This is a genomic window from Nocardia sp. NPDC023733, assembly GCF_040639775.1.
Lineage (GTDB): Bacteria > Actinomycetota > Actinomycetes > Mycobacteriales > Mycobacteriaceae > Nocardia > Nocardia rosealba.
Genome location: NZ_JBFAAN010000001.1, coordinates 2,322,600 through 2,348,979 on the forward strand (window position 1 = coordinate 2,322,600; position 26,380 = coordinate 2,348,979).

Consider the following 26,380-nt stretch of genomic DNA (forward strand, 5'->3'; position numbering starts at 1 on the left):
CTCTCGTCGAAGTGCGACCCCCACCTACACCACCCCTCGTATCGACAGGAGCAGCCCATGATGTCTGTCCGGAGAATCCTCGCCGCCCTCACAGTCGCCGCGGCGGCCGCCACCACCGGTACGGTTCTTTACGCGGCACCGGCCGCCGCTCAACCTTGTCCGGAGGGCAAGCTCTGCCTGTGGGTCGATCCTGACGCCGGAGGCCGAGCGCTGACTCTGGGTGCGGGGCAGAACATCGCCGGGCTGGAGCAGCCGTACTTCCAGAACGTCAACAGTCTGTTCAACAACACCGATGAGAACGTCTGCTTCTACACCGACCCAGACTTCACCGGGGACTCCGTAGGCGTAGCCGGACACCAATTCATCGGCGACACGGAGACCGAGCTCCCCATCGGCAGCAACATCTCGTCGGTGCGCTGGGAAACCTGCTAGGACACCGCGCTGTCGAGGATCGAGCGGGCGAGGGCGTCGGGGTCTTCGAGCATCGCGAGATGCCCGACTCCGCGAAGGTATTTCAGCTCGGCACCCGGCACTGCTTCGTAGTGGTGCGCCGACGCCGGGTCCCAGCGAGGATCGGAATCCCCGAAGATCACGAGGAGGGGCTTTCCGGCGTCGATGAGGCGCTGGGGCACGGGCCGCGCCGCGAGGTAGTCGACGTTGGCGGAGAGAATCGCACGGAAAGTTCGATACGACATCGCGCGCAAGTCGGCCACGGCCCCGTCGGGCACCGTGATCGTCGTCGCCGCAGTCGCTTCCAGTCCGCGACGGATCATCGAATCGGTGCGCACCGCCCACACGAGCGGACCGAACGGCGGCGAGGTGAGCGCCCGGATGATCGCGGGCTCAGGGAGCAGCGCTGCCGGATTCGGCCCCGTGCTGACCAGGACCAGCTCGCCGACCAGATCGGGACGACTCTCGACGAGGGCAGTCGCGACATACCCGCCACTGGAGTGACCGACCACCCTCAGATTTCGGACGCCGAGCTCGTCCAAGACCTTCGCCACCCGATCCGCTTGTTGCGCAACGGCGTACGTCAACGCCGCTTCGGACCGGCCACATCCCGGCAGGTCGATCGTGATCACCCGATACTTCGTGGCGAGCGACGGCACCACCGGTGCCCACAGCGAACCGGTTGCGCCCGAGCCGTGAACGAGCAGCAGGGGCGGTGCGGCCGGGCTCCCGTCGACGACGACGTGCAACCCGCGGATTGTCGTGTCCTCGCGTGGCTTGGTGGGACTCGATTCGCTCATACCACCAGCTTTGCCGTCGACCTGTTACGCCGTATTGGACAAATGTCAGACCATTTCACCCCGGTTAGCCTGGGATGCATGAGCGCAGCGAGCCGATGGGACTGGAGTCGGGTCGATGTCGCTGTGCCGGGCCGAGTGCCGATGCCGGGAATCCAGATGGCGGGATTCCGGTACCACGGGGATGCCGCCGTGGAAATCACCATGATCCCGCATCCCTCGATCACGCTCCTGCTCGACCTCAGCGAACACGGAGTCGGGTACGACGTTCTCGAACGCCGGGTCGTCGGGAACGTGATCATCGGCCTCCACGCAGGCCCGCTACGCATCACCAGCACAGGCTTCGGTGACGTCCTGCAGATCCGCATGTCCCCCGTCGTCGCCGCAGCGATTCTTCACGACACCGGCATCATCGGCGGCACTGTGACACCGCTGCCGGACCTGTGGGGCAACGAAACTGCCATTTTGACCGAGCGACTCCGTGCGACGCCATCGTGGCACGAGCGGTTCGCCATCGTGGCCGCATTCCTGCGAAGCCGGGTGCGTCGCGGATTCGGTGTAGCACCCGAGATCACGTATGCCTGGGACCGGACCGTCCGCAGCCGAGGCCGGATCCGCGTCGAGACCCTTGCCGCGGAGACCGGCTGGACCCGCCAGCGACTCTGGTCCCGCTTCCGGACCTGTATCGGGGTCTCACCCAAGCACGCATCCGACCTGGTCCGCTTCGACCATGCCGCTCATCTCCTGGTGGCAGGGTGCTCGCCCGCGGACGCCGCCGTCGAGGCAGGCTATGTCGACCAATCGCATTTTCATCGTCGCACCAAGGCGATCACCGACATGACCCCCGCCGTGGTCGCGAAGGCTCCGTGGCTCGCGATCGACGAAGTGGCCTGGCCGACAACCTGATTCCTGTCTCGGCCAGGGCAGCCTGCGGTCTCCGTTCGGGCGCGACACGATCCCGTCTGCCGTGGGCGGAGTCGAGGAATACCGGTATCGACGGCAGCTACCGCGCGCACATGACTCGCGAATCGCGCTGCTGCGTGGGTCTGGGTCAGCGCAGGGTCAAGGCAGTCTCCGATTCGATCCGGGTCAGTTTGTGTGGGTTGCGGACGAAATAGAGGCCGGTGATGCGGTCGTTGTCGACCCGGAACGCCATGACTCCATCGATCTCGCCGTCCAATCGGAAGACCAGGGCCGGGCTGCCGTTGAGCAGAGTGGGATCGATGACGATCGAGGCCTGGGTCCTGCCGATTCCGCCGAGGATGTAGCGGACCACGTTCTCCGCGCCTGCGACGGGCCGCAATGCCGCGCGCTCGACCCCACCGCCGTCGCTGACGAGGACGACCTCGGGGGCGAGAACGTCCAGCATGGCTTGCGGGTCACCGGAGTTGAGGGCACGGCGGAACGACTCGAGTGCGGCCCGGGTTTCGGCGGCAGAGACCGTCATTCGGGGGCGGCGGGCATCGACGTGTCTGCGGGCGCGGTGCGCGATCTGGCGGACGGCGGTGGGCGTTTTGCCCACGAAGCACGAAGACCGCGCGTTCGGTGACAGCGTTTCGAGGATGAGCATCGTCGCCATCGACAAACTCTCGGCGAGTTCGACGTCGGCAGCCGCGTCCGGCGCGGTCAGCAGCGGCTCGGGCAGCTCGCAGGCACCAGTTTCGTCAGGACCCTCGGAGTCCTCGAGATCCTCGCAGCGGCCGGACTGATTCTGCCCGCCGTGCTCGATATCGCACCGGTGATGGTTCCCGTCACCGCCGCATGCTGGGTGCTGTTGATGATCGGGGCGATGATCACCCACGCCCGCTACGGGCAATACAAATACGTCGCCCTGAATTTCGTCTACCTCGCGGCGGCCGCGTTCGTGGCCTGGGGTCGCTTCGGCCCCGAATCCTTCACCGCCTGAGACATGCGCCGACCGACCCGAGCGCAATAGTTCGGGTCGGCGTCGTGCGCTCGATCAGCCCGGCGCCATTCGGCTCAGATGTTCCCACTCCTGGTACAAACCGGCCCGGGTTCGGTCCAGTTCTCGGACCTGGTCGAAGGAGCGGCTGCCGACGATCAGACGTCGGGGCGGGTCCGGCAGTGCTGCCAATTCCAGGATCACCGGGGCGGCGGTGCTCGGATCCGGACCTGATTCCTCGCCCCACATCTCTTCGAGTTCGGTACGCAGGTCACCATAGTGCGGCAGAGGTTCGGTCAGAGTCATGCCTGTGCTGAACAAATCGGTTGCGTAACCACCCATTTCGACGATGGTGACCTTGATGCCGTGCCGGTCGACCTCCATGGCCAGCGCTTCGCTCAGCGAGTCCAATGCCACCTTGCCCGCACCGTAGAAGCCGACCGTTGCCATGCCACCGGCGCTACCCATCGACGTGACCTGCAAGATGCGGCCGCCACCCTGCGCGCGCAGATAAGGAAGAAACGCCTGGGACACCCAGACGGCGCCGAAGAAATTCACGTCGAGATGAGCTCTGATCTGCTCTTCTGTCGCTTCCTCGACCATGCCGTAAAGCATCCCGCCCGCGTTGTTGACCACCACGTCTAGCCTTCCGAAGGCATCGAACGCCTGGCGCGCGCCGTCGAATACCGCCGCACGGTCGGCGACATCGAGTGGGAATCGCACCAGCGTTTGCGGATAGCCGGCAGCCAGATCGTCGAGGGGGTCGATGTTGCGGGCGACGGCAACCACACGATCCCCCGCACTCAGTGCCGCCTCAGCGAATGCGCGGCCCAGACCCCGGGATGCACCAGTGATGAACCAAACCTTGCCGGTGGTCATGTCGACCCCTTTCCTCACATGAGACGGACCGTCTCGGTTCGATTATCTTGACCCGGGTCGCCTTCCTTGTCAACCGAACCGTCTCGTCTCGGTTGATTGATAAGCTGCCCCCATGTCCGATGTTCAGAGAAGTTCGCGGCGCAGCGAGCGTTCGCGCCAAGCCATCCTCGCGGCCACCCGCGCATTGATCTCCGAGGTCGGCTACACGAAGGTCTCCATCGAAGCGATCGCGGCACGCGCCGGGGTGGGCAAGCAGACGATCTACCGGTGGTGGCCGTCCAAGGGAGCTGTCATCTTCGACTCGTTCCTGGATCTGAGCACAACAGGGGACGGGCCACAGATGGAGCTACCCGACACCGGGGACATCGAGGCCGACCTGAAGCTGGTCATGCGTGCCACCGCCGCGGAGTTCGCAGACCCGGATTTCGAGCGTCCGATTCGCGCCCTCGAGGTCGAGATCGTCAACGACCCCGAGCTCGCTGCCCAGTTCCGCGAGAAGCTCGCGCGTCCGGTGGACGAAGCGAAGAAGGCCCGCTTGCGCAGCGCACAGCGGGCCGGCCAACTCGACCCCGGCGCTGATCTCGACCTGGTCCTGGAGGTGCTCTACGCCCCGTTGTTCCAACGGTGGCTCCACAGGTCCGGGCCGCTCACCGCCGAATACGCCGATTCCCTTGTCGATGTCACGCTGCGCGCATTTCGGGCTCCAGCAGCGTGACCGCCGCCCGCTGCACCTGCCCGACGATCTAACGAGCAGGCAGCTGCACCGACACGCGCAACCCACCGCCCGGGCGCGGGGTGAGAGTGAGAGTGCCCGCGTGGGCTCGGGTGATGCTGTCGACGATGGCCAGTCCCAGGCCGACGCCGGAATCGTGGGTGCGAATGCGTTCGGACCCACGCTGGAACGGTTCGACGAGTGTGGAAACCGTTCGTGGAGTGAGGTTTTCGCCCGTGTTCTCGACGGTGAGGAGCACCGAATCAGGCTGGTGCCGAGTGGTTGTCCACGCGGTGCCGCCGGGCAGATTGTGGACTATCGCGTTGTGAACGAGGTTCGTCGTCAGCTGCAGGAGCAGGGCGTGCGAGCCGACGGTGGGGGTCGGCTCGCCTGCGGTTTCGAGGGTGACGCCGTGCTTTTCGGCGAAGGGGATCAGCGTCTCGGTGGCTTCTTCGGCGAGCAGGGACAGGTCGACGGGCTCGGGTGTGAACGACCGCTGGTCGGCTCGACTGAGCACGAGCAGGGCTTCGGTGAGATCGATGGCCCGGCTGTTGACGGTGTGGAGGCGTTCGATCAGATCACCCGGGTCGTCGGGGGGATCGTCACGAGCCACCTCGAGCATGGTTCGGGTGATCGCCAAGGGGGTGCGTAGTTCGTGGGATGCGTTGGCGGCGAACCGCTGGTTCTCGGTGACGTGGGCTTCCAGCCGGGCGAGCATGGCGTCGAAAGTGTCGGCCAGTTCACGGAATTCGTCGGCGGTGCCGGCGAGCTGGATGCGGTGCGACAGGGAGCCGTTGGCGGCCAGGCGGGCAGCGGCGGTGATCCGGGTGAGTGGGGCGAGCATTCGTCCGGCCAGGAACCAGCCGCCGACGAGGCCGAAGACCATCAGGAAAAGCAAGACGGCGGCCATGAACGGCGCGAACGAGCGGAGCAGCAGCCCCCGGTTGATCCAGAAGTTGCCGGAGGTGTCGATCCATCCGGCAGGCAGGTAGTACAGATAGAAGACCAGGACGGCGACGAGTAACAAAGTGCCCGCGAGCATGACGAAACCCGCGTAACTGAGGGTGAGCTTGAGGCGGACACTCAGCCCGGGTGCCCTATCCACCGTCACCCCCCGTACTGATGCGGTAGCCGACGCCGGGAACGGTCGCGATGATCCATGGTTCGCCGAGACGTTTGCGCAGAGCCGAGACGGTGATGCGGACGGCATTGGTGAACGGGTCCGCGTTCTCGTCCCAGGCGCGCTCCAGGAGCTCCTCGGCGCTCACGACACCGCCGTCGGCCGCGACGAGCACCTCGAGCACCGCGAACTGTTTGCGCGTCAGCGCGACGTAGCGGCCGTCGCGATAGACCTCGCGACGGAACGGGTCGAGACGCAGGCCGGCGATTTCGCGGACGGGTGGCCGGCTGTGGGCGCGCCGGCGGTCGAGGGCGCGCAGGCGCAGGATCAGTTCGCGCAGATCGAACGGTTTGGTGAGGTAGTCGTCGGCGCCGAGCTCGAAACCGGTTGCCTTGTCGTCGAGGCGATCGGCGGCGGTGAGCATCAGGATCGGCAGCCCGCTGCCGGCGGCGACGATGTGTTCGGCGACCTCGTCGCCGGACGGGCCGGGGATGTCACGGTCGAGGACGGCGATGTCGTAGGTGTTGAGATCGAGCAGCATCAGTGCCGTGTCGCCGTCGCCCGCGATGTCGGCGGCGATGGCTTCCAGGCGCAGGCCGTCGCGGATGGCCTCGGCCAGATAGGGTTCGTCCTCGACGATCAGTACACGCATCGCTCTCGATTCTTCCAGCGGGAACATATCGTCGGCGTATCGAAAACCGCATACGTGCGTGCAACGCCGCATTGTCTTGACTGACTGCATGAATCAGAGAAATATGCGGGGAATTCTAGCGACTGCTGTCGCCGCTCTTGTCGCGGCAGGCGCTGTGGCGTTCTTTGTCCACCAATCGCCGGAGCGGTTCTCCGCCGTCGCGTTGTCGATCGATATTCCACGTGGCGACCCTGGTTCGCCCGGCGCCGGGGTCTTCGACGACCAGTCCCCCTCCGTGGCCAATCTCGATCCCGAATTGCTCGATGCGCTCCGTCAGGCCGCCGTCGACGCGGGTAGCGCGGGGGTGGAATTCGTGGTCACCAGCGGCTGGCGGTCCGCGGAACACCAGACACGGCTGCTGCACGAGGCGGTCGGCAAGTACGGGTCCGAGGCCGAGGCCGCCCGATGGGTGGCTACCGCGGAAACCTCCGCGCACGTATCGGGTGACGCGGTCGACATCGGACACAGTGCGGCGACGGCGTGGTTGTCCGCCCACGGCGCCGCCTACGGGCTGTGCCAGATCTACGACAACGAGCCCTGGCACTACGAACTGCGCCGCGACGCCGCGGAAAACGGGTGCCCGGCACGGTTTGCCGATCCCACCGAGGACCCGAGGATGCAGCGGTGACCCGCGCCGCCACGCTCGTGGCGTTTCGGTTCTGCGTGGTCTATTTCGTTCTGTTCTGCTTACTGAACACCTATATCCCGTTCGCGTTGCTCGGCCTACTCGGGCGATGGGTGCGCCGTTATGTGAGCCCGTGGGATATGTCGTTGACCGACCCCGTCACCGGGTGGGTGGGCCGGACGTTCTTCGGCGTCGATGCGGTGCAGCACAAGGATTCCGGTGCCGGTGATCAGGCGGCGGTGTGGGTGCTGGTGCTGTGTCTTCTGGTCCTCGCGGTGGTTGTCGCCGCAGTGTGGACGGCATTCGATCGCCGCACGGCCTACCCCCGGCTCACCGCCTGGTTTTCCCTGTTCCTGAGGTTGTGCCTGGGTGCGCAGATGGTGGGGTTCGGGTTCGCGAAGCTGATCCCGACCCAAATGCCCGGGCCGTCGTTGGCACAGCTGCTGCAGCCGTACGGCGATCTCAGTCCGGCCTCGGTGCTGTGGTTGCAGGTGGGCAGTTCCCCCGCATACGAGATGTCGCTCGGTGCTGTGGAAGTGGTGGCGGGTCTGCTGCTGTTCTTCTCCCGAACGATGGTGCTCGGTGCCCTGTTGTGCTTGCTCAGCACGGCTCAAATCCTGCTGCTGAACATGACGTTCGACATCCCGGAGAAGTTGCTCGCCGCGCATTTGCTGTTGATCAGCGTGGTGCTGCTCGCACCCTATCTGCGGCGGCTGTTCGATGTCTTCGTACTGCAGGGTGGTTGCGCGCCGCTGTCGCTACCGTCGCTCTTCGCCGAAGAACGGAAGAACCGCATCGCGAAGTGGGTGGTGGCGGGCCTGGGACTCTGGGTCGCGCTGGCCGGCGGGTACGACCGGTGGGTGGTGTGGCAGGAACAGCACGGGGCGGGTAGCCCCAAGTCCGAGCTGTACGGGATCTGGGACGTGCGGGAATTCACCGTCGACGGCCAGGTCGCGCTGCCGCTCACCACCGACGGAACCCGTTGGCAACGACTGATTTTCGAACGTCCCGGGTCGGCAACCATTCAGCGGATGGATGGTGAATTCGTTCCGGTGGAGGCCGAGCTCTCCCCCGGCGGCCAGCTCGAACTCGCCCGACCGACAGGACCACTCGCGACTGTATCCACCCAGAGACCCACCCCCGACCTGCTGATATTGCGCGGGGAACTGCACGATCGCCCGCTCGTCGTCACCTTGGAACGCCTGGACCTCGACAGCTTCACCTTGCGCAGTCGCGGGTTCCACTGGGTGCAGAACTATCCGTACTTCCGCTAGCTGACATGTCCACTCAGAACCGGCCCCAGCCGACGTCGGCCCAGCCCGACGGGCCAAGTTTCGGCAAACGCACCGGCATCAGGGCAGCGTAGCCACGCACGGAAGATCAGTTGAACCGCGTCGTCGCTGAGCCCGCAACGCTTCTCGACGGTAGGCAGCAGGCGGATCGACGCATCGGACAGGCTTTCCGATTCAGTGGGCGAGTTTGAGCCCGACGACGCCGGTGACGATCATCGTGAGGAAGACGAGCTTGAATATCGTCACCGGTTCCTCCTCGGTAGCCATGGCGAAGGCGACAGTGAGAACGGCACCGATACCCACCCACACCGCGTAGGCGGTACCTACCGGAAGTTCGCGCATCGCGATCGCCAAGCCGGCCATACTCGCCAGCAGGGCGGTGAAGAACAGTAGCGACGGCACGAGCCGGGTGAAGCCTTCGGATTTGCCCAGTGCGGTCGCCCACACAGCTTCCAGGAATCCCGACACGACAAGCAGAATCCACGACATCGCAGCCCTCCTCGGGCCGTCTTGTCGCACTCCGGGTACGGCACCCCTCGTCCGGAAGCCCGATCGCCGGACTCACTTCCACCATGGCACGCCGGCTATCGGCCGGCAATCGATGGTGGTTCGCCTCACCAGCAATGATGTCGGTGGGTAGCCGTAAAGTTCGGCAGGTGGGGAGGTTTCGGGAAACGGCCGGTGGGCTTGCGCTGACGCTGCCGAGCGTGGGGCTCAACGTTGCCCTGGTCTACGTCGTGATCGTCGGCTTCGACCTTTGGGCGGCGATCATCGTGCTCGTGTTGTGGGCCGGGATCGGGTGCGGCCTGGCCAGTGCGTTGTGGTTCCATCCGAATCGGGGCCAAGCGGCGGCGGCCTATGGATTCCGCAAGCCCGTCGGAGCGGAACCCGATCTGCTCGCGACCGCCTGGGCCGACGTCACCCGGACGGCGGGGGTGGATGGTTGGCCCTACTCGCTGTGGGTGCAGCAGTCGGCCGCGCTCAACGCGTTCGCGGCGCCCGCCCGTATGGTCGCGGTGACGAGCTGGGCGATCGAATCGCTGCGCCCACGGCAGCTGGCCGCGGTGCTCGCCCACGAACTCGGCCACCACCTCATGCTCGATCCGCGTGTGCGATTGCTCGACGCCTGGTTCTCGATCCCGGCCCGCATGGTCCGGGGTATCGGCAAGGTCCCGGCCCGCCTGGCACGTGGTCCCGGCATTCTCCGATGTCTCGTGCGAGCGGCGATCGCGGCCGCACTCCTGGTGGCCGTGGCGTTCTTCCTGACACCACGAATCGGCGAGCCCGCTGTCGCGGTCTTGATCGCACTACTCGTCCTGGAACCCCTGACCGTAGCGGCGCGCGCACGGCGCGGAGAGTTCGCCGCGGACCGAATGGCTGTTCACCTCGGGTACGGCCGCGATCTCCACGGCGCGCTACGCAGGTGGCTTCCGCACGAGACAGCTCACACATCCGCACTGCTCGCGGCCCGCGCCCGATGGCTCGACACGCATCCGCCGATCAGGCAACGGCTGCAAGCGATTCGACGAACCGCCGCGAACTGATCGCTTCGACCGCCGGGGCGCGTTCACCAGAGATATTCATCGCCGTGCCGCGATGCGGGCCCATACCTGCGGGTCGGTGCGGCGACCGCCCGGTGTGTCGGCGCCGTACCGCGCGATTTGGGCGTCGAGGTCCAAGGGTGCGGTCAGCGAGGTTCCGGGGGCGAGGGCGTCCTCGACGTGTTCGTCGGGGACCAGCCAGCACACCTCGAACTCGATGCCGTCGGGGTCGCGCGCGTAGAGCGCTTTGGTCGACCCGTGGTCGCTCGCGCCGGTCAGTGCGTTCGCCGCGAGCAGGCGACCGCGGATATCGGCGAGCTCGCGCAACGTGTCGACTTCCCAGGCGACGTGGTAGAGCCCGACCGATCCCGGCGGTCCCGCCGCGGGCCGCCGGGCCTGGAACAGCCCGAGGTCGTGATCGTTGGCCGAGCCGGGGTGACGCAGGAAGGCGCCGCCCGGAAATCCCTCGGCGAGTCGCTCGAAGCCGAGGACGTCTTCGTAGAAGGCGATGCTGCGTTCCAGCTGCGCGACGAACAAGACGATGTGGTTGATTCCCCGCATGGCGATGACCTCCTGTCCTACGGCTGTGGGCGGTCATCGGCGTCGACACGCAGATCCCGGCCCGTGACCTCCACCGTAGCGACCAGGGCGGCCAGACTGAGGGCGGCGGTGACCACGATAATCCCGCTCAGCGCGACGCTCGACCCGTCGAAGGCGACCAGCAGGCTGCTCGCGATCAGCGGGGTGAAGCCCGCGCCGACCAGCGCCGCGGTCTGATAGGCGATGGACACACCGGTGTATCGCACACCGGTGGGGAACATTTCCGACAGCATCGGGGTCAGCGGCGCGTACATCAGGTTCTGCAGCAGCTGCGCGAACATCAGTGCGCCCGTCATGATCCACCACGAATCGCTGTTGATCAGGCTGTACAGGGGGAAGGCGTAGATGATGGCGCCGATCGCGCCCGTCATCATCGTTCGCCGCCTGCCCAACCGATCCGACAGGGCCGCACTCGCGGGAATGGCGACGATCGAGACGACGACTACGAGCAGCAGCGATCGCATCACCTCGCCGACCGCGTAACCGATGCCGGTCGCGTAGGCGATGATGTGCGAACTCGTCAGGGCGGTCAGCGCGAACGGCGCGAGACCGGCGAACACGGCGGGGACGAGCAGGCGTGGGCGGCGCAGCACCTGCGCCGCGGGAATCGAGTCCCGCAGTGGCGCGGCGGCGGCGAAAACCGGACTCTCGGCGACCCGCAGCCGCACATACATCCCGAGCACGAGCAGGGCCGCGCTCAGCAGGAACGGCACCCGCCATCCCCAGGTCGAGAACTGTGGTTCGGGGAGCTGGGTCACCGCAGCGACCGCCCCGGTGGACAGGAGGAAACCGAGAGGTGTTCCCAGCTGCATGATTCCGGCCCAGCGACCGCGATTGCCCGCGTCGGCATGCTCGACGACCATCAGCGCGGCGCCACCCCATTCCCCGCCGACGGCCACCCCTTGCACCACGCGCAGCAGCACCAGCAGGATCGGTGCCGCGACGCCGATGGTGTGATAGGTCGGCAGCAGGCCGATCGCCGCGCTGGCGATACCCATCATCAGCATGGTGATCAGCAACATCGACTTGCGGCCGACACGGTCACCGAAATGGCCGAAGATCACGCCACCGAGCGGACGTGCGACATACCCGGCGGCGAGGGTGCCGAACGAGGCGATCGTGCTCAACGCCGGATTCGAGCCGGGAAAGAACAGCGGTCCGAACACCACCGCGGCCATCGTCCCGTACAGCAAGAAGTCGTAGTACTCGATCGTCGTACCGAGCAGGCTCGACAACGCCGCACGGCGGCGAGCCCTCGCGTCGGTCGGGGCGAACGCCTGTGGCGCAGACGGATTCGCCTTCTCGGGTGGCAGCGTGGTCACCGCGGCTCCTTCGGTTCGGCCGCGAGATCATCGTTCGACATCGCGGTCGCCGCGACGTTTCCAGCGCGACCCGACCCCGGCAATACCACCGACCGCTGAGCGGAATCTTCAACGACTCCGGCGGCGCAAAGGCATTGCGCGCGTTACCGTTCGTCGCGCCCCTGCGGGAATTGTGCGACAGCATCTTCGATCAACCCGCCGAGCTGGTCGGCCGTGATCATGCCGCAGTTGACCAGCCCCGCCAGCCCTTGCAGGGTGGCGAAGAAGATCAGTGCGGTCCGCTGCGGGCTCGTGTCCTCCAGTTCGTCGGCCAGGCCGCGTTCGAAAACCAGCAACATCGGCGCGAAGGCCGCCTCCGCAGCCGCACTTACGGCCTCGCCACCTTCGCCGTGTTTGTGGGCGAACATCAGCTCGGCCAGGTTCGCCTCGGACGTCACGAAGTCGAGGTAGGCCCGGGCGAGCGAGTGGATCTGCGCGCGGTAGTCGGGCGCGGCATCGACCGCGTCCCGCAGTCGTGTGCCGAGCAGTGCGAACCCTTCGACGGCCAGGGCGTCGTGAAGCTGCCGGCGGTCGGGGAAGTGCCGGCGCACAGCGGCGTGCGAAACGCCGACGGCGGTGGCGAGCTCGCGCAGCGACAGCTCCGAGGCTCCCCGATCACGCACCACCGGCGTGGCTTGTTCCAGTACGGCCTGGCGCAGGTTGCCGTGGTGGTAGGGGCGGTCGGGCGTCATTCGGGCAGCCTACCAAGAATGTTTCCGTTGACTAGATTGTTTCCAGTGGATACATTCACTTCATGATCACACTTTCCTCTCCTTCCCAGATTGCGGATCAGACCGGCCGCACTGTCGTAGTCACCGGCGCCACCAGCGGGATCGGCCGTGCCGCGGCGGCTGTCCTTGCCGCCAAGGGCGCACGGCTCGTACTCGCTGTCCGCGACCAGGAAAAGGGCCGTGCCGTCGCCGCCGAGATGAGTGGCACGGTCGAAGTTCGTCCGCTCGACTTCACCTCGCTGACTTCAGTCCGGCAGTTCGCGGACGGCATCGACACAGTGGACGTGCTCATCAACAACGCCGGAACGATGACCGACTCGCTACAGCACACCGCCGACGGTTTCGAACTCCAGTTCGGGGTCAACCACCTGGCGCCCTTCGCGTTGACGAACCTGTTGCTCGACCGGATCACCGACCGCGTCGTGTCCACCTCGTCGACCGCCTACCGCTCCGCACAGCTCGATTTCGACGATTTGCAGTGGGCACAACGCCCCTACAAGCCGTTCGGCGCCTACGGTGCGTCGAAGTTGTCGGTCCTGCTGTTCACCGCCGAACTACAACGCCGCCTGAGTGCGGCCGGATCGCCGGTCGTCGCGACCACCGCGCACCCCGGCTGGGCTTCCACCGGCTTCCGGATCACCAGTGGCAACCGGCTCATCGACGCTCTGTCGGCCATCTTCACGCCCATGCTCGCCCAGGGTCCCGACGCCGGTGCGCTTCCCACCCTGCTGGCGGCTGTCGGTGACATCCCAGGCGGCAGTTTCGTCGGCCCGAGCCGCTTCGGCGGTGTTCGCGGTCCGGCAACAGTGGGCGAAATATCCCCCGTGGCCAAGGATCCGGACACCGCCGCGCGGCTCTGGCGTGTCTCCGAACACCTCACCGGCACGCGCTTCCCCTTCACCTCCGCGTCGCCGTCACCCGCCCCGATCACAGACGTCTCTGGAGCATGACGATGGACAGTGCCGCACGACGGTGTCTCGTGCCGGACGGGAGGCGTCGGTGGGGCGGCGCTGTTACGGGCTCAGCGCCGCTGCAGGCGCACGAGGTTGCCGCGCTTGTGAGCAGCGATGAGCATGGGCACGGCGAGTAGCAGGCTCACGACGACGGGAACGATCGATCCCTCGATGCCGAACTGGCCGCCGGTCAGCAACTCCGGGCCGGTCGGTTCGGCAATCAGCAAACCCGGGGACGCATGCCCCGATACCGGGATGCCGAGCAGCCCGACGGTGGTGTTCCAGGCGAAGTGCAGGCCAACCGCCACCCAGATACTGCGCAGCCACAGGAAAGCGGCGCCCAACAGGACGCCGGCCTCGACGGCGATCGCGAACCCGGTCCACAGCGTGGCTCCAGGGTTGGCCATGTGGATGGCACCGAACAGCGCGGCGGTGATCGCCAGCGCCGCCCAACTGCCACACAGCCGTTCCAGTCCTTGCAACAACAAGCCGCGGAAGAGTAGTTCTTCGGTCACCGCCGCACCGAGTTGCACGGCAACGATGCTCACGACCGTCGCGACGGCGCTACCGGACACTCGAGTGAACGAGAACTCGGTGATCACCATGAGCATCGACACGGCGATGAACGTGAAGCCGAGCCCGGCGCCGAGCAACACCCGGATCCCGGCCCGTGCCCTCGCCATCTCCGGCGTGCTTCGCCGCGCGACGTAGCGCATGACCGCCCAGTAGACGGCAACCGCGGCAACCGCGCCCACGACCGCAGGCACCGGCGACCCACCCGAGGACAGCGCAGACACCCCACCGACACCGACTGTCCCGACCGACATCCACACGATCGGCGACCGCAAGATGCGGCCCGCTCGCCCGGATTCGTGATCCGTAGGTGCGATCGACCTTGTGTGCACAGCGACCTCCAGTTGACCACGGCCGCACGGCGACCCGCTGGAAACGCACCAGCGAAATCACCAACGAGCGGGCGGTCCGATTAGTTCTCAGAGCACACTCGTAGTGCCGAGCATGCCGCAGGCATCACGAGGCAATCCGTCCGGGCTCAGGCAGTGTGAGGGCGGTGTGGGCCGGTCGACCGGTGGTCGGGGGTGTCATGGTGAGGTCGCGGAGTCGATGGTTGCGGGCTTGCAGCGCTTCGGCCGTGGTGGGAAAGAGTGACGCTTCGCCGGTGGAGATCTGCGATTGGTTGAGTTCGATGAATGGGCGGCTGGCGCGTTCGTAGGCGGTGAAGGCGGTGGTGTGGTCGTCGTGCGCGGCCAGGGATTCGGCGAGCATGTAGGCGCCGACGAGCGCGAGGCTCGACCCCTGCCCGGTCAGGAACGACGGTGCGTAGGCGGCGTCGCCGACGAGTGCCACGCGCCCGGTGGACCATTGCGGCATGTGGACCTGACTTACCGTGTCGAAGAAGGGATCTGGGGAATCGCACATGGCCTCGACGATTTCCGGCACCTTCCATCCGTCGTCGCCGAAGAGTGTGGATATCAGTGCACGTCGAGTCTCGCTGTCGCGGAGGGTTTCGTGGGATGGTTCGGGGTGCGCGAAGGTCAGGAGGGCGTGTACGTCGTTGCTGTTTCCCACGGCGTAGAGAGCGGCGGCTCGTCCGGGGGTGTTCCAGATGAACGCTTCGTGTGAGAGCCCGAATGTATTGGGCATGGTGCAGATCGAGAAGCAATAGCCGAGGTAGCGCAGGTAGTTCTGTTCGGGGCCGAAGGCGAGAGTCCTGGTGCGTGAGTGCAATCCGTCGGCGCCGACGACAAGACCGAAACCGCGTTGGGCGCCGCTGTGGAAGGTGATGTCCACACCGTGCTCGTGTTCGGCGAGCGCGTCGACGGAATCGTCGAAGACGAACTCCACGTCGTCACGGACTGCCGTGTACAGGACGTTCGTCAGCGTCTCCCTGGGGACTTCGAGGTCATGTCCGTCGACTCCCCCGACCACCGCCTGCGGATGAACGACAGCGGCCCGACTGCCGTCGGCTTCGAGGAAAGTGACCCGCTGTGTGTCGATATGGGCTCGCTGGAGCTGCGGCAGAATGCCCATCCGGTGCGCGACCTCGACGGCGGTGCCACGCAGGTCGATCGGGTAACCGCCGCCGCGCACACCGGCGGACTTCTCGACCACCGTCACCTCGAATCCATACCTGTTCAACCAGAACGCCAACGCGGGACCCGCGATACTCGCGCCGGAAATCAGCACAGTTCCTCTGGATTTCATGTCGACTCCTCTGTTTCCGATGGAAGGCTCACGCGTGCGTTTCGACAGCCTGGCGCTCGGGTTTCGGCGCGGGCATCCGACGCTGCGGGCGCGTGGTTCGAACAAGAAGGACGACCACGACGGCGGCGATCGCGAAGGCCGCGGTGGCAATCGCGATATAGCTGAATACGCCGGTCGCCGAGTTCACCGTCTCACCGTCCGCGACGACAGTGGTCGATGCGAGAACGGCCGCGCCGACGAAGTCGAACACCACGGCCCCGGTCGAGACCATCACCATGACCAGGCTGGACACGACGCCCTGCCGTTGCGCCGATGCCAAGTCGCCCGCCATGTTGAAGCCCGACGCACCCAACGCCGCGACCGTGACCCCGAGCAGGAATGCGAAGCACAGCGCCGCCACCAACTGGGACGCACCGAGGAACATTCCGATGGTGGCAACGGTTCCGAGCATGACCGCCCCGGCCAGAGTTCGGGCAGGCCCGATTCGCGTACCCAACCAGCCGGCCACCGGCCCGCCGAGCATGACGCCGACAGCGGGTGCCGCGAGAAGCAACGCCACCGACCCGCGACCGCCGAGTCCGTAGCCCAAGTTCTGGTCCGCCGAGATATCACTGATGAGCGGGATGAGTTGCAGCATGCTCTGGTAGGAACCCGCACCGAGGAAGACCACCAGAAGTGTGAGAAGCAGTGGCTTGCCGAGGTTTCCGACGTCGATCAGCGGATCAGCCTTTCGACTGGAGACCGTGGACCATCTGACCAACGCCACTACCCCGCCGAGGAGTAGGGCAAGCGGTCCGACAGCGGACCACCCGAGATCGGGACCCATGCTGATGTAACCGAGCACTCCGAGCAGACCGCCGCCGAGCAGCAACGCACCCGAGATGTCGAGCCTGCCCGGGGTCTTCACGAGCGATTCGGGAACCAGGAAACGCACGCAGACAGCCATCGCCACCGCGACAGCGGCCGAGATGAGAAACAGGATCTGAAAGCCGAACTCCGTCGCCAGCTTCTCGACGAGAAAACGGGAGGCGACATTGAGGATCGCGGTGCCGGTGGTCACGATGCCGACGATGATCATGGCCAGGCGTGGCGTGCAGACGGTTCGCACGATCGCGACCGAAAGGAACATGGCGGCCAACGCGGCTCCCTGCAGCATGCGACCGGTCACGAATAGCCACATCGTCGGGGCAACCGCGCAGATCAGCGCACCGACACAACTGATGAGCAAAGTCAGCACGAGGACTCGGCGTTTTCCGTATATGTCCGCGCTCTTACCGAGCAGTGGAGCCCACATCACGCCCGCCAGCATCGCGGTGGCATTGAGCCACGCCGCCTGGTCGGTGCCGAAATGATCGAGCATCTCGGGCAGGACGATCAGCGGTGCGCCGATCGCCGAATCCACCACGAAGTTCACCAGGGCCAGGATTGCCACGAGGCCGAGTAGTCGCCGACTCCACCTCGTGTGTAGACCGACGTTCGCACCGTCGGTTGTGTTCTGCTGCATCGACTTCGGCTCCTCACCAGACTGTGATTCCCCGACTCGGCGGGATTCGTGCCGGCCAGGGGCCTTCTGGTTACAACCGTTCCAGCGGAGCCGTCGGCGGGCATCGTCCCTCGTCACCGATTGCCGCTGGTGCTGTCGCACCAGACGACCGCGCACTCCCTGGTGCGTAGGAACCGGGTCGAGCGCCTTGCGGTCGTTGGACGCTCGCCACGCGTATCTTGGGCGAGGTGTTGCCGAACCAGCAGCGTCCCCCGATCCGGTGATGGCCACCCAGCAGGTGGCACGACGACCGGTGTGGTGGCGCGAGGCGCTCGTCCTCGCGACGGCGTTCCTGCTGTGCCTGTCCGGCGGGATCTTTCACCCCGACAACACCTTCGGATGGCCGCCGATCGCCACCTATGTCGTCGCGGTTGTGTCGTGCGCGGCGCTGGTCGTGCGGCATCGGGCGCCGGTAGCCGTGGTCGCGGTAACCACCGCGTGCGGGATGCTGGTCGCCCCGTTGGGCCTGCTGTCGACCCCGCTGATCGTGGTGCCCGTCGCGATCGCCGCCTACGCGCTGGGGCTGCACACCGAGCTGAGGGTGACGATCGCGGTCCTGCTTCCCGCCGTGGCATTGCTGGTCGCGGCTACCCCGCTTCTCGACGGGCTGTCCTGGCAGGACGCCGGCAGGCTGCTGTCGGTGGCGGCGCTCCCGCTGATCGCCGGGGCGCTCGGCACTGCGACGCAGAGCAGGCGCGCCTACCTGGCCGCCATGGAAGAGCGGGCACTGCGCGCCGAGGAGAGCCGGGAGAGCGAGGCGCGGCGCAGCGTCGCCGAGGAACGGGTGCGCATCGCCCGCGAGCTCCACGATGTCGTCGCACACCAGATCACCCTCGCCAATGCCCAGGCTGTTGTTGCCGCGCACGTGTTCGACTCCCAGCCGGAACAGACCCGCTCCAACCTGAACAACATCATCGAGACCACGAGAAACGCCCTCGACGACCTGCGCGCCACGGTCGGACTGCTGCGCCAGGCCGGGGACGCGAACACTCCCGCCGAACCGTCACCCGGCCTGGCCCAACTCCCCCGGCTGCTCGAATCGTTCGACCGTGCGGGGCTGCGAGTGACGACGGACAACGACGGCATGCCCAAACCGCTACCGCCAGGCGTGGATCTCACTGCCTTCCGGATCATCCAGGAGGCCCTGACCAACGTAGGCAAACACGCCGGAACCGGCCACGCTCGAATCCGCCTGTCCTGGAGCCACGACCTGCTCGGCATCACCGTCGCCGACGACGGACCCGATTCGCGAGCAGCGAAAAGGCCGAGCTTCACGAGGTCGGACCGGCCATCGGGCTACGGGCTCATCGGTATGCGAGAACGCGCCAAGGCGGTCGGGGGTCAGCTCTCCACCGAAAACAGCCCGGCGGGTGGCTTCATCGTCGCCGCCCACTTGCCAATCACGTCGGCGAACACGACCGGCGACACGGAGAACGGTGGTACCCCATGACAATTCGAGTGCTCCTCGCCGACGACCAGGCCCTGCTCCGCCAAGCGTTCCGTACGCTGCTCGACACCGCCGACGACATCAGCGTGGTCGGCGAGGCCGCCGACGGCGCACAAGCGGTGCGGCTCACCCGTGAACTGCATCCCGATGTGATCATCATGGACATCCGGATGCCCGAGACCGACGGCATCACCGCCACCACACAGATCTGCGCGGACCCGCACTTGCGCGACAGCCGAGTCCTCGTCCTCACCACCTACGAGACCGACGAATATGTCGCGCAGGCACTACGCGCGGGCGCGAGCGGTTTCATCGGAAAGGGTATCGGCGCAGCGGAACTGCTCGCTGCCGTGCGCACCGTCGCAGACGGCGAAACCCTCCTCTCCCCCGCCGCGACGCGAACCTTGATCGCCCGTTTCCTCGCAACCCCATCCGGCGACGGTGCTACGCACGCCTCCGAGAAACTCGACGTACTCACCCCGCGCGAACGCGAAATGACGATGCTTGTCGCACAAGGACTTTCCAACAAAGAGATCGCCGAACAACTGTTCGTCAGCCCGTTCACCGTCCGCGCCCACGTACAGCGCGCCATGAACAAACTGCACGCTCGCGATCGTGCACAACTCGTCGTCATAGCCCACCAGACCGGGCTGGTCAACCACGCCGACGATGGCACCCGCCCGCCGTGACCTTCCGGTTGCCGGGAGCTTCGAAGGATGGGTCGGGGGCGTCAGCACCGATCATCATCGCCAGCGCGGTCGGGGAAACGCTGCTATACGGTTCGACGGCCCAGCCCGAGTGTGCGGGCGATCCGTGCCATGAGCTGAGACATCTTGGACGGGAACGAATTCGGTTCCGGCACCGTGACCGGGCGGACCCGGGCATTGTGAATTGCTGTTATTTTCCAGCCGTTTTCGGTGCGCAGCAGCACGATGGTCTGCCGGGAGAGCCGCCGCTTCGGCAGGCGTGAGCGCCACGGCATCAGTACCGAGGCGGTGCCGTACACGATCGCCACATCCGGGGTGATGTAGCGCATGGACTCCAGTTCACCGGTCAGGGCTGATCCGGCCAGGACTCCCCGGAACAGTCGGTCGTGGTTGCGCTGATGCTGTTCGCGACCGATGGCACGCGTGCCGTCGTAGGAGACGTAATCGGAGTCCTCGGTGAAGAGCGCGCCGAAGGCTTCGGCGTCATTGGCTGTCCAGGTCCGCTGGAGTTGCTGGAACACCTCCCCGATGGCGATGTCGTCGGTGGTGTGTCGGGTCTGGTTCATGGATCGAGCCCCTCGGTGTTATCGTTTCGATCGTCGAAATAAACGATAACAGGAAGTTTCGAATGTCGAAAGATGCTGAATTCATCGCCGAGATCGGACAGCAGCTGCGGCTGCTACAGCGCAGCTTCGACACCTTCGACGAGGCGGTCGCCGCGCACTTGCGGCTCAATCGCACCGACATGCGGTGTCTCGACATCGTGTTGGGACGCGGCCCCCTCTCCGCGGGTGAGCTGAGTACCGCGCTGCGGCTCAGCCCGGCCGCCACCACCACGGTCATCGACCGGCTCGAACGGGTCGGATACGTCTCGCGCGCACAGGATCCGGACAATCGGCGGCGCGTGCTCATCGAGCCGACCGCGGACGCGCGGCGTATGGCGGAGCTCCTCTTCGAACCCGTGGGTCGGGCCGGAGCGACCGCGCTCGAACGCTACGACAGCGACCAACTGCGGCTGATTCTCGACTTCCTCGCCACGGCCCTGCGCGTCCACCAGGAGCAGACTGACCTGGTCGCAGAACGCACCCGGAACGAAGGATCCGCGCCCAGTTAGTGGCCGAAACCCTCAGTCAGGGCGGTGTGGGTCCTCGGGCTGCGGATGGCCGGCCGTGGTGGCGAGGATGGTTCCCGCGACCAGTTCGGGATCGTCGATCATCGGGACGTGACCGACGCCTCGGAGGACCCGGAAGTGAGTTTGTTCGGGGAGGCGTAGCCGGGCGATGGGGATGTTCACCACGAGCGGCAGGAGGCGATCGTCCTCGGCCCAGGCCACCGTCATGGGGCACGGGAGATCCGGCAGAGGTGCGATGTACTCGTCGGTGCTGAGCAGGTCGGTGGTGACCGGGCATTCGGTCAGGTCATGGACGATATCGAGAGCTTGCGCACTGCTGATTCGGTCGCCACGAGTCGCGATGTTGCGCAGTGCGAGCCGCCGGATCAGGGGTGATCGCAAGCCGAGCGGCGCCAAGGGCCTGCCGAGACGAGCGGTTGCCGCCTCGCGAGCGATGATCGAGGTCCCGTGAGTTCGACTGGCGCGGCGCGGTTCCCAGAACCCGGCCGGAGACAGGGCACATACGCTGCGGGCCCGGCCTCGGCGTGCCAGTTCGATCGCGATCCATCCGCCGAGGGAGTTCCCGGCCAGATGCACCTGGTGAAGGCCGAGGGTATCCAGCAGCGCTTCGATGTCATCCACCAGATGACTCACCCGGGTCGGCCGCTGTGTCGGCTTCGGTCCGTCGCGATGGCCCAGCAGCGTAGGGGCGATGACGTGGTGGTGCGGCGCCAACAGCGGAACAACGTCGGCCCAGGCGCGTTCCGACATCGTGAGGCCGTGCAGCAAAACCAGCGGTGGTCGGTTTGCGTTCATGATCGTCCTTCGGGAAGCGTCGGCCCGTATCCGGCTGGTGCGGAATGTGGAGCGGAGAGCTGATTCAGCTGAGGATGAGGCAGGTCGTGGTGGCGTGCGCGACCAGATGCCCCTTGTCGTCGTGGACGCGTCCTTCGGCGGTTGCGGTCGTGCGGCCCGCGTGGATCACCGAACCGGTGGCGGTGAGGGGACCCGCGTCGGTGGACACGGTCCGCAGGTAGTTGACCTTGAGTTCGAGGGTTGTGTAGCCGACTCCGGGAGCCAGCATGGTGTGCACCGCGCATCCCATGACAGCGTCGAGAAGTGTCGCGCAGATCCCGCCGTGCACGGTTCCGAGGGCGTTGGCGAAATCCGGTTGGGGAGTGACCGATCCGGTGACTTCGCCGCTGTCGACGGTATGGATCGTGATGCCCATCAACCGGGCGATCGAGGGGCGTTCGTCGGTGACGGCAGCCAAGGCACGCACGACCTCGAGGCCGGTCATGGTGGACAGGTCGGTTGGGTGGCTCATCAGGTTCGATCCTTCATCGCGGCGGGACGTGTGTCGATCAGCGGGCTCGGTCAACGGCGTCGGTCGGAGTATTCGAGGTAGGCGAGGCCGTCCACGCGGTGCTCGGCGATGTGGCCGTGGTAGCGGAATCCGCCGATATAGCCCATGCCCGCGTAGAGCCATTCGGTGTCGACGGTGCCGGTGATCTCGACGGCGGTGTTCCCTTTGCCGTCGGTGGCGGTCCAGCGGAACGTGTCGGGCATGGTCATGGCCGGGGTGGCGTTGGCGACCTGCGGAACTGGTTGCGTCGACAAGACTTCGAATGTCACTTGGTTGCCCAGTGCGCAGACCCCGCCCGCTTCGCTGCGCCAATAGGCGGCCAGCCACCCCGGTCGACCGGCTACGCCGGTGGCAACCAGGATCAGCCGAGTGTCTTCGTCTACAGGAATGATGTGGTAGGTGAAGAAGTCGAGGGGAATCTTGCGGGACGGCGGAAGCGGCTGGGCGCGCAGCATCTGGGGTGAGCGGATCACCGCGTACTCGTAGGTGCAGAGTCCGGAGACTCGCGTGGTTTGCCCGGCGTGCGTGATTGTGCCCGAGTAGTGGGCGAACAGGGCCACATGCCGGTAGAGCGGATTGTCGATGAACCAGAGCGTCTCGCCGGTGGCCGTCAGCTCCAGATCCACGGCCAGGTCATCGAACCGGGACCGCAGACGAAAGTTCGGGAAGGTTCCCGACAGCGTCAACTCGTCGCCGAATCGCAGGTGTCCGCCGTCGTCGCGGAGATCGCAGTCGTCGCGCGCCGAATAGATCCGGAACGGATCGTGCCCGGCGGCGGCGGTGCCATGGGCGACGGTGACGGTGTCGCGGGCGGTATGAACCACGGCATTGTCGTCGTCCCACGCCCGAGTTCCGGACTTGCCGATGACGATCATGGTGGCCAGGAAACGGTGCGGCGCAGGGAGATCCGGGATCATCACCCCGTAGTGCACGCACGCCGCTCGCCACGAGCGTGACGGCGAGAGCGTCAGACGCCTCGGGTCGGCGCGGGCCAAGGTGATCCGTCGGCCGCCCGCGGCCGCGGCCACTGCCGACAGGACACCTCGGTTTCGCTGCATCGAATCCAGCGCGACTACCGGGACAGTTCGGGCCATCTCTTACTCCTTCGTGGCGACTCCGGCGAATCACCCCGGTCATGGTGGTTCGATTTTCAAACCACACTAGGGTCTTGTGGATGAGTGACGCAAGAGTCCCCCGCCCCGGAGTCGCGGTTCGGGGTTCTGCTACGGGCCAGCCCCTCATGGCCGCGTTCGATCTTCTCGGCCGCCGCTGGGCGATCCTGGTGCTGTGGCAACTGCGAACCGAGCCGCTCGGATTTCGCGACCTCCGCCGCGCGCTGCCCGACATTTCCTCGAGCGTGCTGAGCACAAGGCTGCGCGAACTCGTCACCGTCGAAGTCGTGTACACCACCGAAGCGGGCAAATACGCTCTCACCCCGATCGGCGTGGAACTGCTCTACGCGCTCGCCCCACTGAAGGCATGGTCACACAGCTGGGCCCGTCGGCTCGGTGCCGAGGAATTCGAATTGGGCCAACCACCCAGCCACGACGGGTTGCTCTGATCGCCGTCGGTGGTGGCAACCGGCCGGGTCGAGCCCGGCGGTCAGGGGCGTGGTCGAGCGCGGCGCATCGCTTCGAGGCGATCGAGTAGCGCCTCGAGAGCTTCTTCGAACTCATCGGCCGCGCGGTCGGCCGCCAGGTGACTCTGTAGGCGATGCACGTTCGGGTAGTCGGCCAGATCCGAGGATTCGTGCTGCCCGGGCTCGGCGGTGGTGACCGGGCTCAGCTCGACTCCCCTGGTCGCCACCTCTAGCAGGAGGTGGCCCAGCAGGAATGTGGCGAAGGAACGGTAGGCCTGAACCGCCTGACGGTCGTCGAACCCATAGCGGAGCATGGTGCCGAGGAAGGACTCCATCCAGTTCAGGCTGCGCAACGGCGGGCACAGCCAGGGCGCCTGCGGCGGGCTGGATGCCATCAACGGGAACACCTCGGGGTGCTCGATGGCGACACGGCGCACGCCGTGCGCGAGGCGCTGCAGATAACCCTGCCAGCTGCCGCCCGCACCGTCGGGCTCCATCAGGTTCTGCTCGTAGAGCTGGTCGACGAGGTGATCGACCACCCCGGCCAGCAGATCGTCACGCCCGGACACGTGTCCTCGGCGCCTTCGCCGTCGGGGCGTCGGTCGGTTGGCCGGGCGAATCCCTCACCGAGAACGAAGTAGTCCGTGCGTCGCAGTGGTTGACGAGGATGGGACTGTTCGACTCCGTCGATCTCGACCCGGCATTCGGTCACCGGACAACCATCTATCGCCCTCGGATCACCACCGAAGGAGTCCGCGTCGCTCGCGGCCCGGGTGGGGTTCGCGGAATTTCCTGGCCGGGCATGGCAATTCGACCATCCACTCCGCCGAGCGACCTCGCTCCTCCGCCGCAGCAGACCGGGTAGTCGATCCGGTTGTCAGGTCGGCGAGAGTCGGACCTTCGCCGTTGCTCGGCCGAAGATCTTCCGACCCCGACAGGTGGCGACGATTGCCACGACCGCTGTCCGCTGCTGCGGATCGACCGACCTCACGGTCCCCGAGAACTCGACACTCGCGCCGGCGCTGGTGACATAGACCGGGCTGGTGAACCGGACCGCATACTCGAGGACAGCGCCGGGATCGCCCAGCCACGAGGTGAGATAACCCGCGCCCAGGCCCACGGTCAGCATGCCGTGAGCAACCGGAGCGTCCAGGTTCACCGCTTGCGCGGCTTGCGGGTGCCAGTGGATCGGATTCGGGTCACCGGCCACACCGGCATAGTTGACCAGGTCCCCGAGGGTGAGAGAGAAGACCCGTGGGGGTAGCTGCTCGCCCTCCGTGACGGACTCGAAGCGACGCGTATGGCCACCGTGTGCGCCCGGCTCCGATCTCGGACGTGGATCTGATCCATTGCGAGCCCGTGGGCGGAGTCCAGCACCCGACGGCCAGTCGTGAAAACCGCGCATCACAAGGTGATCGGCCGAGTGAGACCTGGTGGCGCCGCCCTCCGCTCGACCGACGAAACTAGTCCGCGAAGTGATCAGCGGGCAATCGTGCTGGTCTGTGATCTCTGTTTTGAATTCGAAGAGTTCGCTCCCGAAAGCACCGCGAAACGACTCGAAGCCGACATCGCAGGTCAGTGCGTCACCAGGACGAATCGGCTTGTGGTAGTTGACAACCTGATCGGTTTGCATGATCCGACTCAAATCGTATCCACCGGCCACGGTGTCGAACATCGCCCTTTGCGCCCGAAACGCGGGAATCGCGAAGAAGGTGAGCGGCGCGATCAGCCCTCCGTAGCCGAACTCCACACCGGCAGATTCCGACCGGTGCACCGGATGACTGTCCTGGACCGCCCGCGCGAACTGACGGATCTCCTCTCGCCCCACGACATACCGGTCGTCGCAGCGATAGGTGCACCCCACCATGGTCGACGGGTGGAGGGCAACGACCGCCGCTCCCCCGATCTTCGTGCTGGTCATCGCCATAGCGAGCAAGAGTAGTGTCCGTTGCCGTGTCGACGGTGTCACCGGAGCCCGGAGTGTCGAGAGCGAATGGCCAGTCCCGCTCACAGTCCGGCTTCGAGCTCCGCGATCCGTCGACGCGCATCACCGAGCTCCGCCCCCTCGATCCCGACTCCTCTGGCGCGAGCCAGCAGTTCCCGTGCCAGAGCCGGATCGTCTTGGCGCACAGCTACATCCGCCCGAACCACCAACAGCTTGATCAACTGGACCGCCGTCGGCTCCTCATCGGTGCGGCTGAGGGCTCGATCCAGGACCTCGACCGCCAGCTCCAGATCCTGCTTGGAATCGGCGAAGAGCGACCCCATGTGGACAGCCCGATCGAATGTCTCCTTCGGCAACGGCCGGTGCCGCTGATCCGGGCTGATCGGCTGCGCGACCTGGATCGTGTTCCCACCCGGATCGGTCACCAGGAACTCGCGCACCCCGTAGCTCCTGTCCGTCAACGCACCGACCCGCGGCACACCGTGTACGGGCACCGACCCGTACGCCTCGCGCAGCCCCTCTGTGAAAATCTCGTACAGGTAATCGACGTCGTCGGTGTCGACCAGGCAACCGTGCGTCGAGGAAGTCGGATCGAAATCCTTGTCTCCGTAGAAGTTCAGCTCGATCCCCCCACGTTTCACACTCAGAAACTGGTAGGGCGCCGTCTGTTCGAACGTGATCTCGAATCCGATTGCGGTATAGAACTCACCCACCGACTCGATCGACCGTGCCATCAGTCTGGGAATCGTCTTTTCTGTCATGCCCTCGACGCTAGGAGTTGGGCTCGACCGGTCGCACATAGAA

30 protein-coding genes, 1 pseudogene and 1 riboswitch are annotated in these 26,380 nt (G+C 66.1%); of the genes and pseudogenes, 12 read left to right on the forward strand and 19 right to left on the reverse strand.

Annotation, left to right across the window (positions count from 1 at the left end; all coding sequences use genetic code 11):
* Positions 1–57 precede the first annotated feature (57 nt).
* The gene (locus tag AB0F86_RS10800; protein ID WP_225279397.1) at positions 58–432 is read left to right on the forward strand and encodes a peptidase inhibitor family I36 protein; all 375 of its coding nucleotides are present in this window, start codon (positions 58–60) and stop codon (positions 430–432) included.
* Here the strand turns inward: AB0F86_RS10800 and AB0F86_RS10805 are convergent.
* Entirely contained in the window at positions 429–1,250 is an 822-nt protein-coding gene (locus AB0F86_RS10805) for an alpha/beta hydrolase (protein ID WP_356983502.1), read from the reverse strand. The genes AB0F86_RS10800 and AB0F86_RS10805 overlap by 4 nt on opposite strands.
* A gap of 78 nt (positions 1,251–1,328) precedes the next feature.
* Between AB0F86_RS10805 and AB0F86_RS10810 the strand changes: the two genes are divergently transcribed.
* On the forward strand, positions 1,329–2,153 hold the full coding sequence (locus AB0F86_RS10810) for a helix-turn-helix domain-containing protein (protein WP_356983504.1): 825 nt from the start codon (positions 1,329–1,331) through the stop codon (positions 2,151–2,153).
* Positions 2,154–2,298: 145 nt separating this feature from the next.
* Here the strand turns inward: AB0F86_RS10810 and AB0F86_RS10815 are convergent, their stop codons facing one another.
* Positions 2,299–2,826, reverse strand: coding sequence for a hypothetical protein (locus AB0F86_RS10815; protein ID WP_356983506.1), 528 nt, complete (start codon positions 2,824–2,826; stop codon positions 2,299–2,301).
* 87 nt (positions 2,827–2,913) lie between these two features.
* Here AB0F86_RS10815 and AB0F86_RS10820 point away from each other — a divergent pair.
* Positions 2,914–3,153, forward strand: a pseudogene (locus tag AB0F86_RS10820) (DoxX family protein); the annotation flags it as partial.
* A gap of 54 nt (positions 3,154–3,207) precedes the next feature.
* Here AB0F86_RS10820 and AB0F86_RS10825 read toward each other — a convergent pair.
* Positions 3,208–4,029 carry an SDR family NAD(P)-dependent oxidoreductase gene (locus tag AB0F86_RS10825; protein WP_356983508.1) on the reverse strand — a complete coding sequence of 274 codons (822 nt, stop codon included), beginning with the start codon at positions 4,027–4,029 and terminating at the stop codon, positions 3,208–3,210.
* 112 nt (positions 4,030–4,141) lie between these two features.
* Between AB0F86_RS10825 and AB0F86_RS10830 the strand changes: the two genes are divergently transcribed.
* Complete coding sequence (locus tag AB0F86_RS10830; protein ID WP_356983510.1) at positions 4,142–4,744, forward strand: TetR/AcrR family transcriptional regulator; 603 nt, start codon at positions 4,142–4,144, stop codon at positions 4,742–4,744.
* A 28-nt stretch (positions 4,745–4,772) separates the two neighbouring features.
* Here the strand turns inward: AB0F86_RS10830 and AB0F86_RS10835 are convergent, their stop codons facing one another.
* Positions 4,773–5,846: a HAMP domain-containing sensor histidine kinase gene (locus AB0F86_RS10835; protein ID WP_181698302.1), complete on the reverse strand. Its 1,074-nt coding sequence runs from the start codon at positions 5,844–5,846 to the stop codon at positions 4,773–4,775.
* Positions 5,839–6,513, reverse strand: a complete 675-nt coding sequence (locus AB0F86_RS10840; RefSeq protein ID WP_356983512.1) for a response regulator transcription factor — start codon at positions 6,511–6,513, stop codon at positions 5,839–5,841. The genes AB0F86_RS10835 and AB0F86_RS10840 overlap by 8 nt, the downstream gene beginning before the upstream one ends.
* Positions 6,514–6,601: 88 nt before the next feature.
* Between AB0F86_RS10840 and AB0F86_RS10845 the strand changes: the two genes are divergently transcribed.
* Together AB0F86_RS10845 and AB0F86_RS10850 are read left to right on the forward strand one after the other, a co-directional pair.
* Positions 6,602–7,180 (forward strand): M15 family metallopeptidase, encoded by a 579-nt coding sequence (locus AB0F86_RS10845; protein WP_356983514.1) that lies wholly within the window; start codon positions 6,602–6,604, stop codon positions 7,178–7,180.
* Positions 7,177–8,451, forward strand: coding sequence for a DoxX family protein (locus tag AB0F86_RS10850; protein WP_356983515.1), 1,275 nt, complete (start codon positions 7,177–7,179; stop codon positions 8,449–8,451). Before AB0F86_RS10845 ends, AB0F86_RS10850 begins: the two co-directional genes overlap by 4 nt.
* A gap of 192 nt (positions 8,452–8,643) precedes the next feature.
* Here the strand turns inward: AB0F86_RS10850 and AB0F86_RS10855 are convergent, their stop codons facing one another.
* Positions 8,644–8,958, reverse strand: coding sequence for a multidrug efflux SMR transporter (locus AB0F86_RS10855; RefSeq protein ID WP_356983517.1), 315 nt, complete (start codon positions 8,956–8,958; stop codon positions 8,644–8,646).
* A 10-nt stretch (positions 8,959–8,968) separates the two neighbouring features.
* Positions 8,969–9,035: riboswitch (guanidine-III (ykkC-III) riboswitch) on the reverse strand.
* Between the two features lie 90 nt (positions 9,036–9,125).
* Between AB0F86_RS10855 and AB0F86_RS10860 the strand changes: the two genes are divergently transcribed.
* Entirely contained in the window at positions 9,126–10,013 is an 888-nt protein-coding gene (locus AB0F86_RS10860) for a M48 family metalloprotease (protein WP_356983518.1), read from the forward strand.
* A gap of 36 nt (positions 10,014–10,049) precedes the next feature.
* Here the strand turns inward: AB0F86_RS10860 and AB0F86_RS10865 are convergent, their stop codons facing one another.
* The 3 genes from AB0F86_RS10865 to AB0F86_RS10875 form a co-directional block, all read right to left on the reverse strand.
* Complete coding sequence (locus AB0F86_RS10865; protein ID WP_356983519.1) at positions 10,050–10,571, reverse strand: VOC family protein; 522 nt, start codon at positions 10,569–10,571, stop codon at positions 10,050–10,052.
* A 17-nt stretch (positions 10,572–10,588) separates the two neighbouring features.
* Positions 10,589–11,845, reverse strand: a complete 1,257-nt coding sequence (locus tag AB0F86_RS10870) for an MFS transporter (RefSeq protein ID WP_356983780.1) — start codon at positions 11,843–11,845, stop codon at positions 10,589–10,591.
* A gap of 230 nt (positions 11,846–12,075) precedes the next feature.
* On the reverse strand, positions 12,076–12,663 hold the full coding sequence (locus tag AB0F86_RS10875) for a TetR/AcrR family transcriptional regulator (RefSeq protein ID WP_356983520.1): 588 nt from the start codon (positions 12,661–12,663) through the stop codon (positions 12,076–12,078).
* A 62-nt stretch (positions 12,664–12,725) separates the two neighbouring features.
* On the opposite strand from AB0F86_RS10875, the gene AB0F86_RS10880 reads away from it, so the two are divergent.
* Positions 12,726–13,652 (forward strand): oxidoreductase, encoded by a 927-nt coding sequence (locus AB0F86_RS10880; protein WP_356983521.1) that lies wholly within the window; start codon positions 12,726–12,728, stop codon positions 13,650–13,652.
* A 71-nt stretch (positions 13,653–13,723) separates the two neighbouring features.
* Here AB0F86_RS10880 and AB0F86_RS10885 read toward each other — a convergent pair whose 3' ends face one another.
* The 3 genes from AB0F86_RS10885 to AB0F86_RS10895 all read right to left on the reverse strand — a co-directional run bounded on the left by AB0F86_RS10885 (position 13,724) and on the right by AB0F86_RS10895 (position 17,382).
* A complete protein-coding gene (locus tag AB0F86_RS10885) occupies positions 13,724–14,410 on the reverse strand; it encodes a CPBP family intramembrane glutamic endopeptidase (protein WP_357171648.1) in 687 nt (228 codons plus the stop codon).
* A gap of 274 nt (positions 14,411–14,684) precedes the next feature.
* A complete protein-coding gene (locus AB0F86_RS10890) occupies positions 14,685–15,878 on the reverse strand; it encodes an FAD-dependent monooxygenase (protein ID WP_356983524.1) in 1,194 nt (397 codons plus the stop codon).
* Between the two features lie 28 nt (positions 15,879–15,906).
* A complete protein-coding gene (locus AB0F86_RS10895) occupies positions 15,907–17,382 on the reverse strand; it encodes an MFS transporter (RefSeq protein ID WP_356983526.1) in 1,476 nt (491 codons plus the stop codon).
* 262 nt (positions 17,383–17,644) lie between these two features.
* Between AB0F86_RS10895 and AB0F86_RS10900 the strand changes: the two genes are divergently transcribed.
* Together AB0F86_RS10900 and AB0F86_RS10905 are read left to right on the forward strand one after the other, a co-directional pair.
* Positions 17,645–18,871, forward strand: a complete 1,227-nt coding sequence (locus AB0F86_RS10900; RefSeq protein WP_356983528.1) for a sensor histidine kinase — start codon at positions 17,645–17,647, stop codon at positions 18,869–18,871.
* Positions 18,868–19,557 (forward strand): response regulator transcription factor, encoded by a 690-nt coding sequence (locus AB0F86_RS10905; RefSeq protein WP_356983530.1) that lies wholly within the window; start codon positions 18,868–18,870, stop codon positions 19,555–19,557. The genes AB0F86_RS10900 and AB0F86_RS10905 overlap by 4 nt, the downstream gene beginning before the upstream one ends.
* A gap of 83 nt (positions 19,558–19,640) precedes the next feature.
* On the opposite strand, the gene AB0F86_RS10910 is transcribed toward AB0F86_RS10905, so the two are convergent.
* Positions 19,641–20,141, reverse strand: coding sequence for an SgcJ/EcaC family oxidoreductase (locus tag AB0F86_RS10910; protein ID WP_356983532.1), 501 nt, complete (start codon positions 20,139–20,141; stop codon positions 19,641–19,643).
* Positions 20,142–20,203: 62 nt separating this feature from the next.
* Between AB0F86_RS10910 and AB0F86_RS10915 the strand changes: the two genes are divergently transcribed.
* Positions 20,204–20,689 carry a MarR family transcriptional regulator gene (locus AB0F86_RS10915; protein ID WP_356983534.1) on the forward strand — a complete coding sequence of 162 codons (486 nt, stop codon included), beginning with the start codon at positions 20,204–20,206 and terminating at the stop codon, positions 20,687–20,689.
* 12 nt (positions 20,690–20,701) lie between these two features.
* Here the strand turns inward: AB0F86_RS10915 and AB0F86_RS10920 are convergent, their stop codons facing one another.
* The 3 genes from AB0F86_RS10920 to AB0F86_RS10930 form a co-directional block, all read right to left on the reverse strand.
* Positions 20,702–21,502, reverse strand: coding sequence for an alpha/beta hydrolase (locus AB0F86_RS10920; protein WP_356983535.1), 801 nt, complete (start codon positions 21,500–21,502; stop codon positions 20,702–20,704).
* A gap of 64 nt (positions 21,503–21,566) precedes the next feature.
* A complete protein-coding gene (locus AB0F86_RS10925) occupies positions 21,567–22,013 on the reverse strand; it encodes a PaaI family thioesterase (RefSeq protein ID WP_181698282.1) in 447 nt (148 codons plus the stop codon).
* A gap of 50 nt (positions 22,014–22,063) precedes the next feature.
* A complete protein-coding gene (locus tag AB0F86_RS10930; RefSeq protein ID WP_356983539.1) occupies positions 22,064–23,146 on the reverse strand; it encodes a DUF6670 family protein in 1,083 nt (360 codons plus the stop codon).
* A gap of 80 nt (positions 23,147–23,226) precedes the next feature.
* Between AB0F86_RS10930 and AB0F86_RS10935 the strand changes: the two genes are divergently transcribed.
* A complete protein-coding gene (locus AB0F86_RS10935; protein ID WP_225279371.1) occupies positions 23,227–23,613 on the forward strand; it encodes a helix-turn-helix domain-containing protein in 387 nt (128 codons plus the stop codon).
* 41 nt (positions 23,614–23,654) lie between these two features.
* On the opposite strand, the gene AB0F86_RS10940 is transcribed toward AB0F86_RS10935, so the two are convergent.
* The 3 genes from AB0F86_RS10940 to AB0F86_RS10950 all read right to left on the reverse strand — a co-directional run bounded on the left by AB0F86_RS10940 (position 23,655) and on the right by AB0F86_RS10950 (position 26,376).
* The gene (locus AB0F86_RS10940; protein WP_356983541.1) at positions 23,655–24,200 is read right to left on the reverse strand and encodes a TetR/AcrR family transcriptional regulator C-terminal domain-containing protein; all 546 of its coding nucleotides are present in this window, start codon (positions 24,198–24,200) and stop codon (positions 23,655–23,657) included.
* A gap of 308 nt (positions 24,201–24,508) precedes the next feature.
* Positions 24,509–25,558, reverse strand: coding sequence for a fused (3R)-hydroxyacyl-ACP dehydratase subunits HadA/HadB (locus tag AB0F86_RS10945; protein WP_255495294.1), 1,050 nt, complete (start codon positions 25,556–25,558; stop codon positions 24,509–24,511).
* 80 nt (positions 25,559–25,638) lie between these two features.
* The gene (locus AB0F86_RS10950) at positions 25,639–26,376 is read right to left on the reverse strand and encodes a VOC family protein (protein ID WP_356983543.1); all 738 of its coding nucleotides are present in this window, start codon (positions 26,374–26,376) and stop codon (positions 25,639–25,641) included.
* Positions 26,377–26,380: the final 4 nt, after the last annotated feature.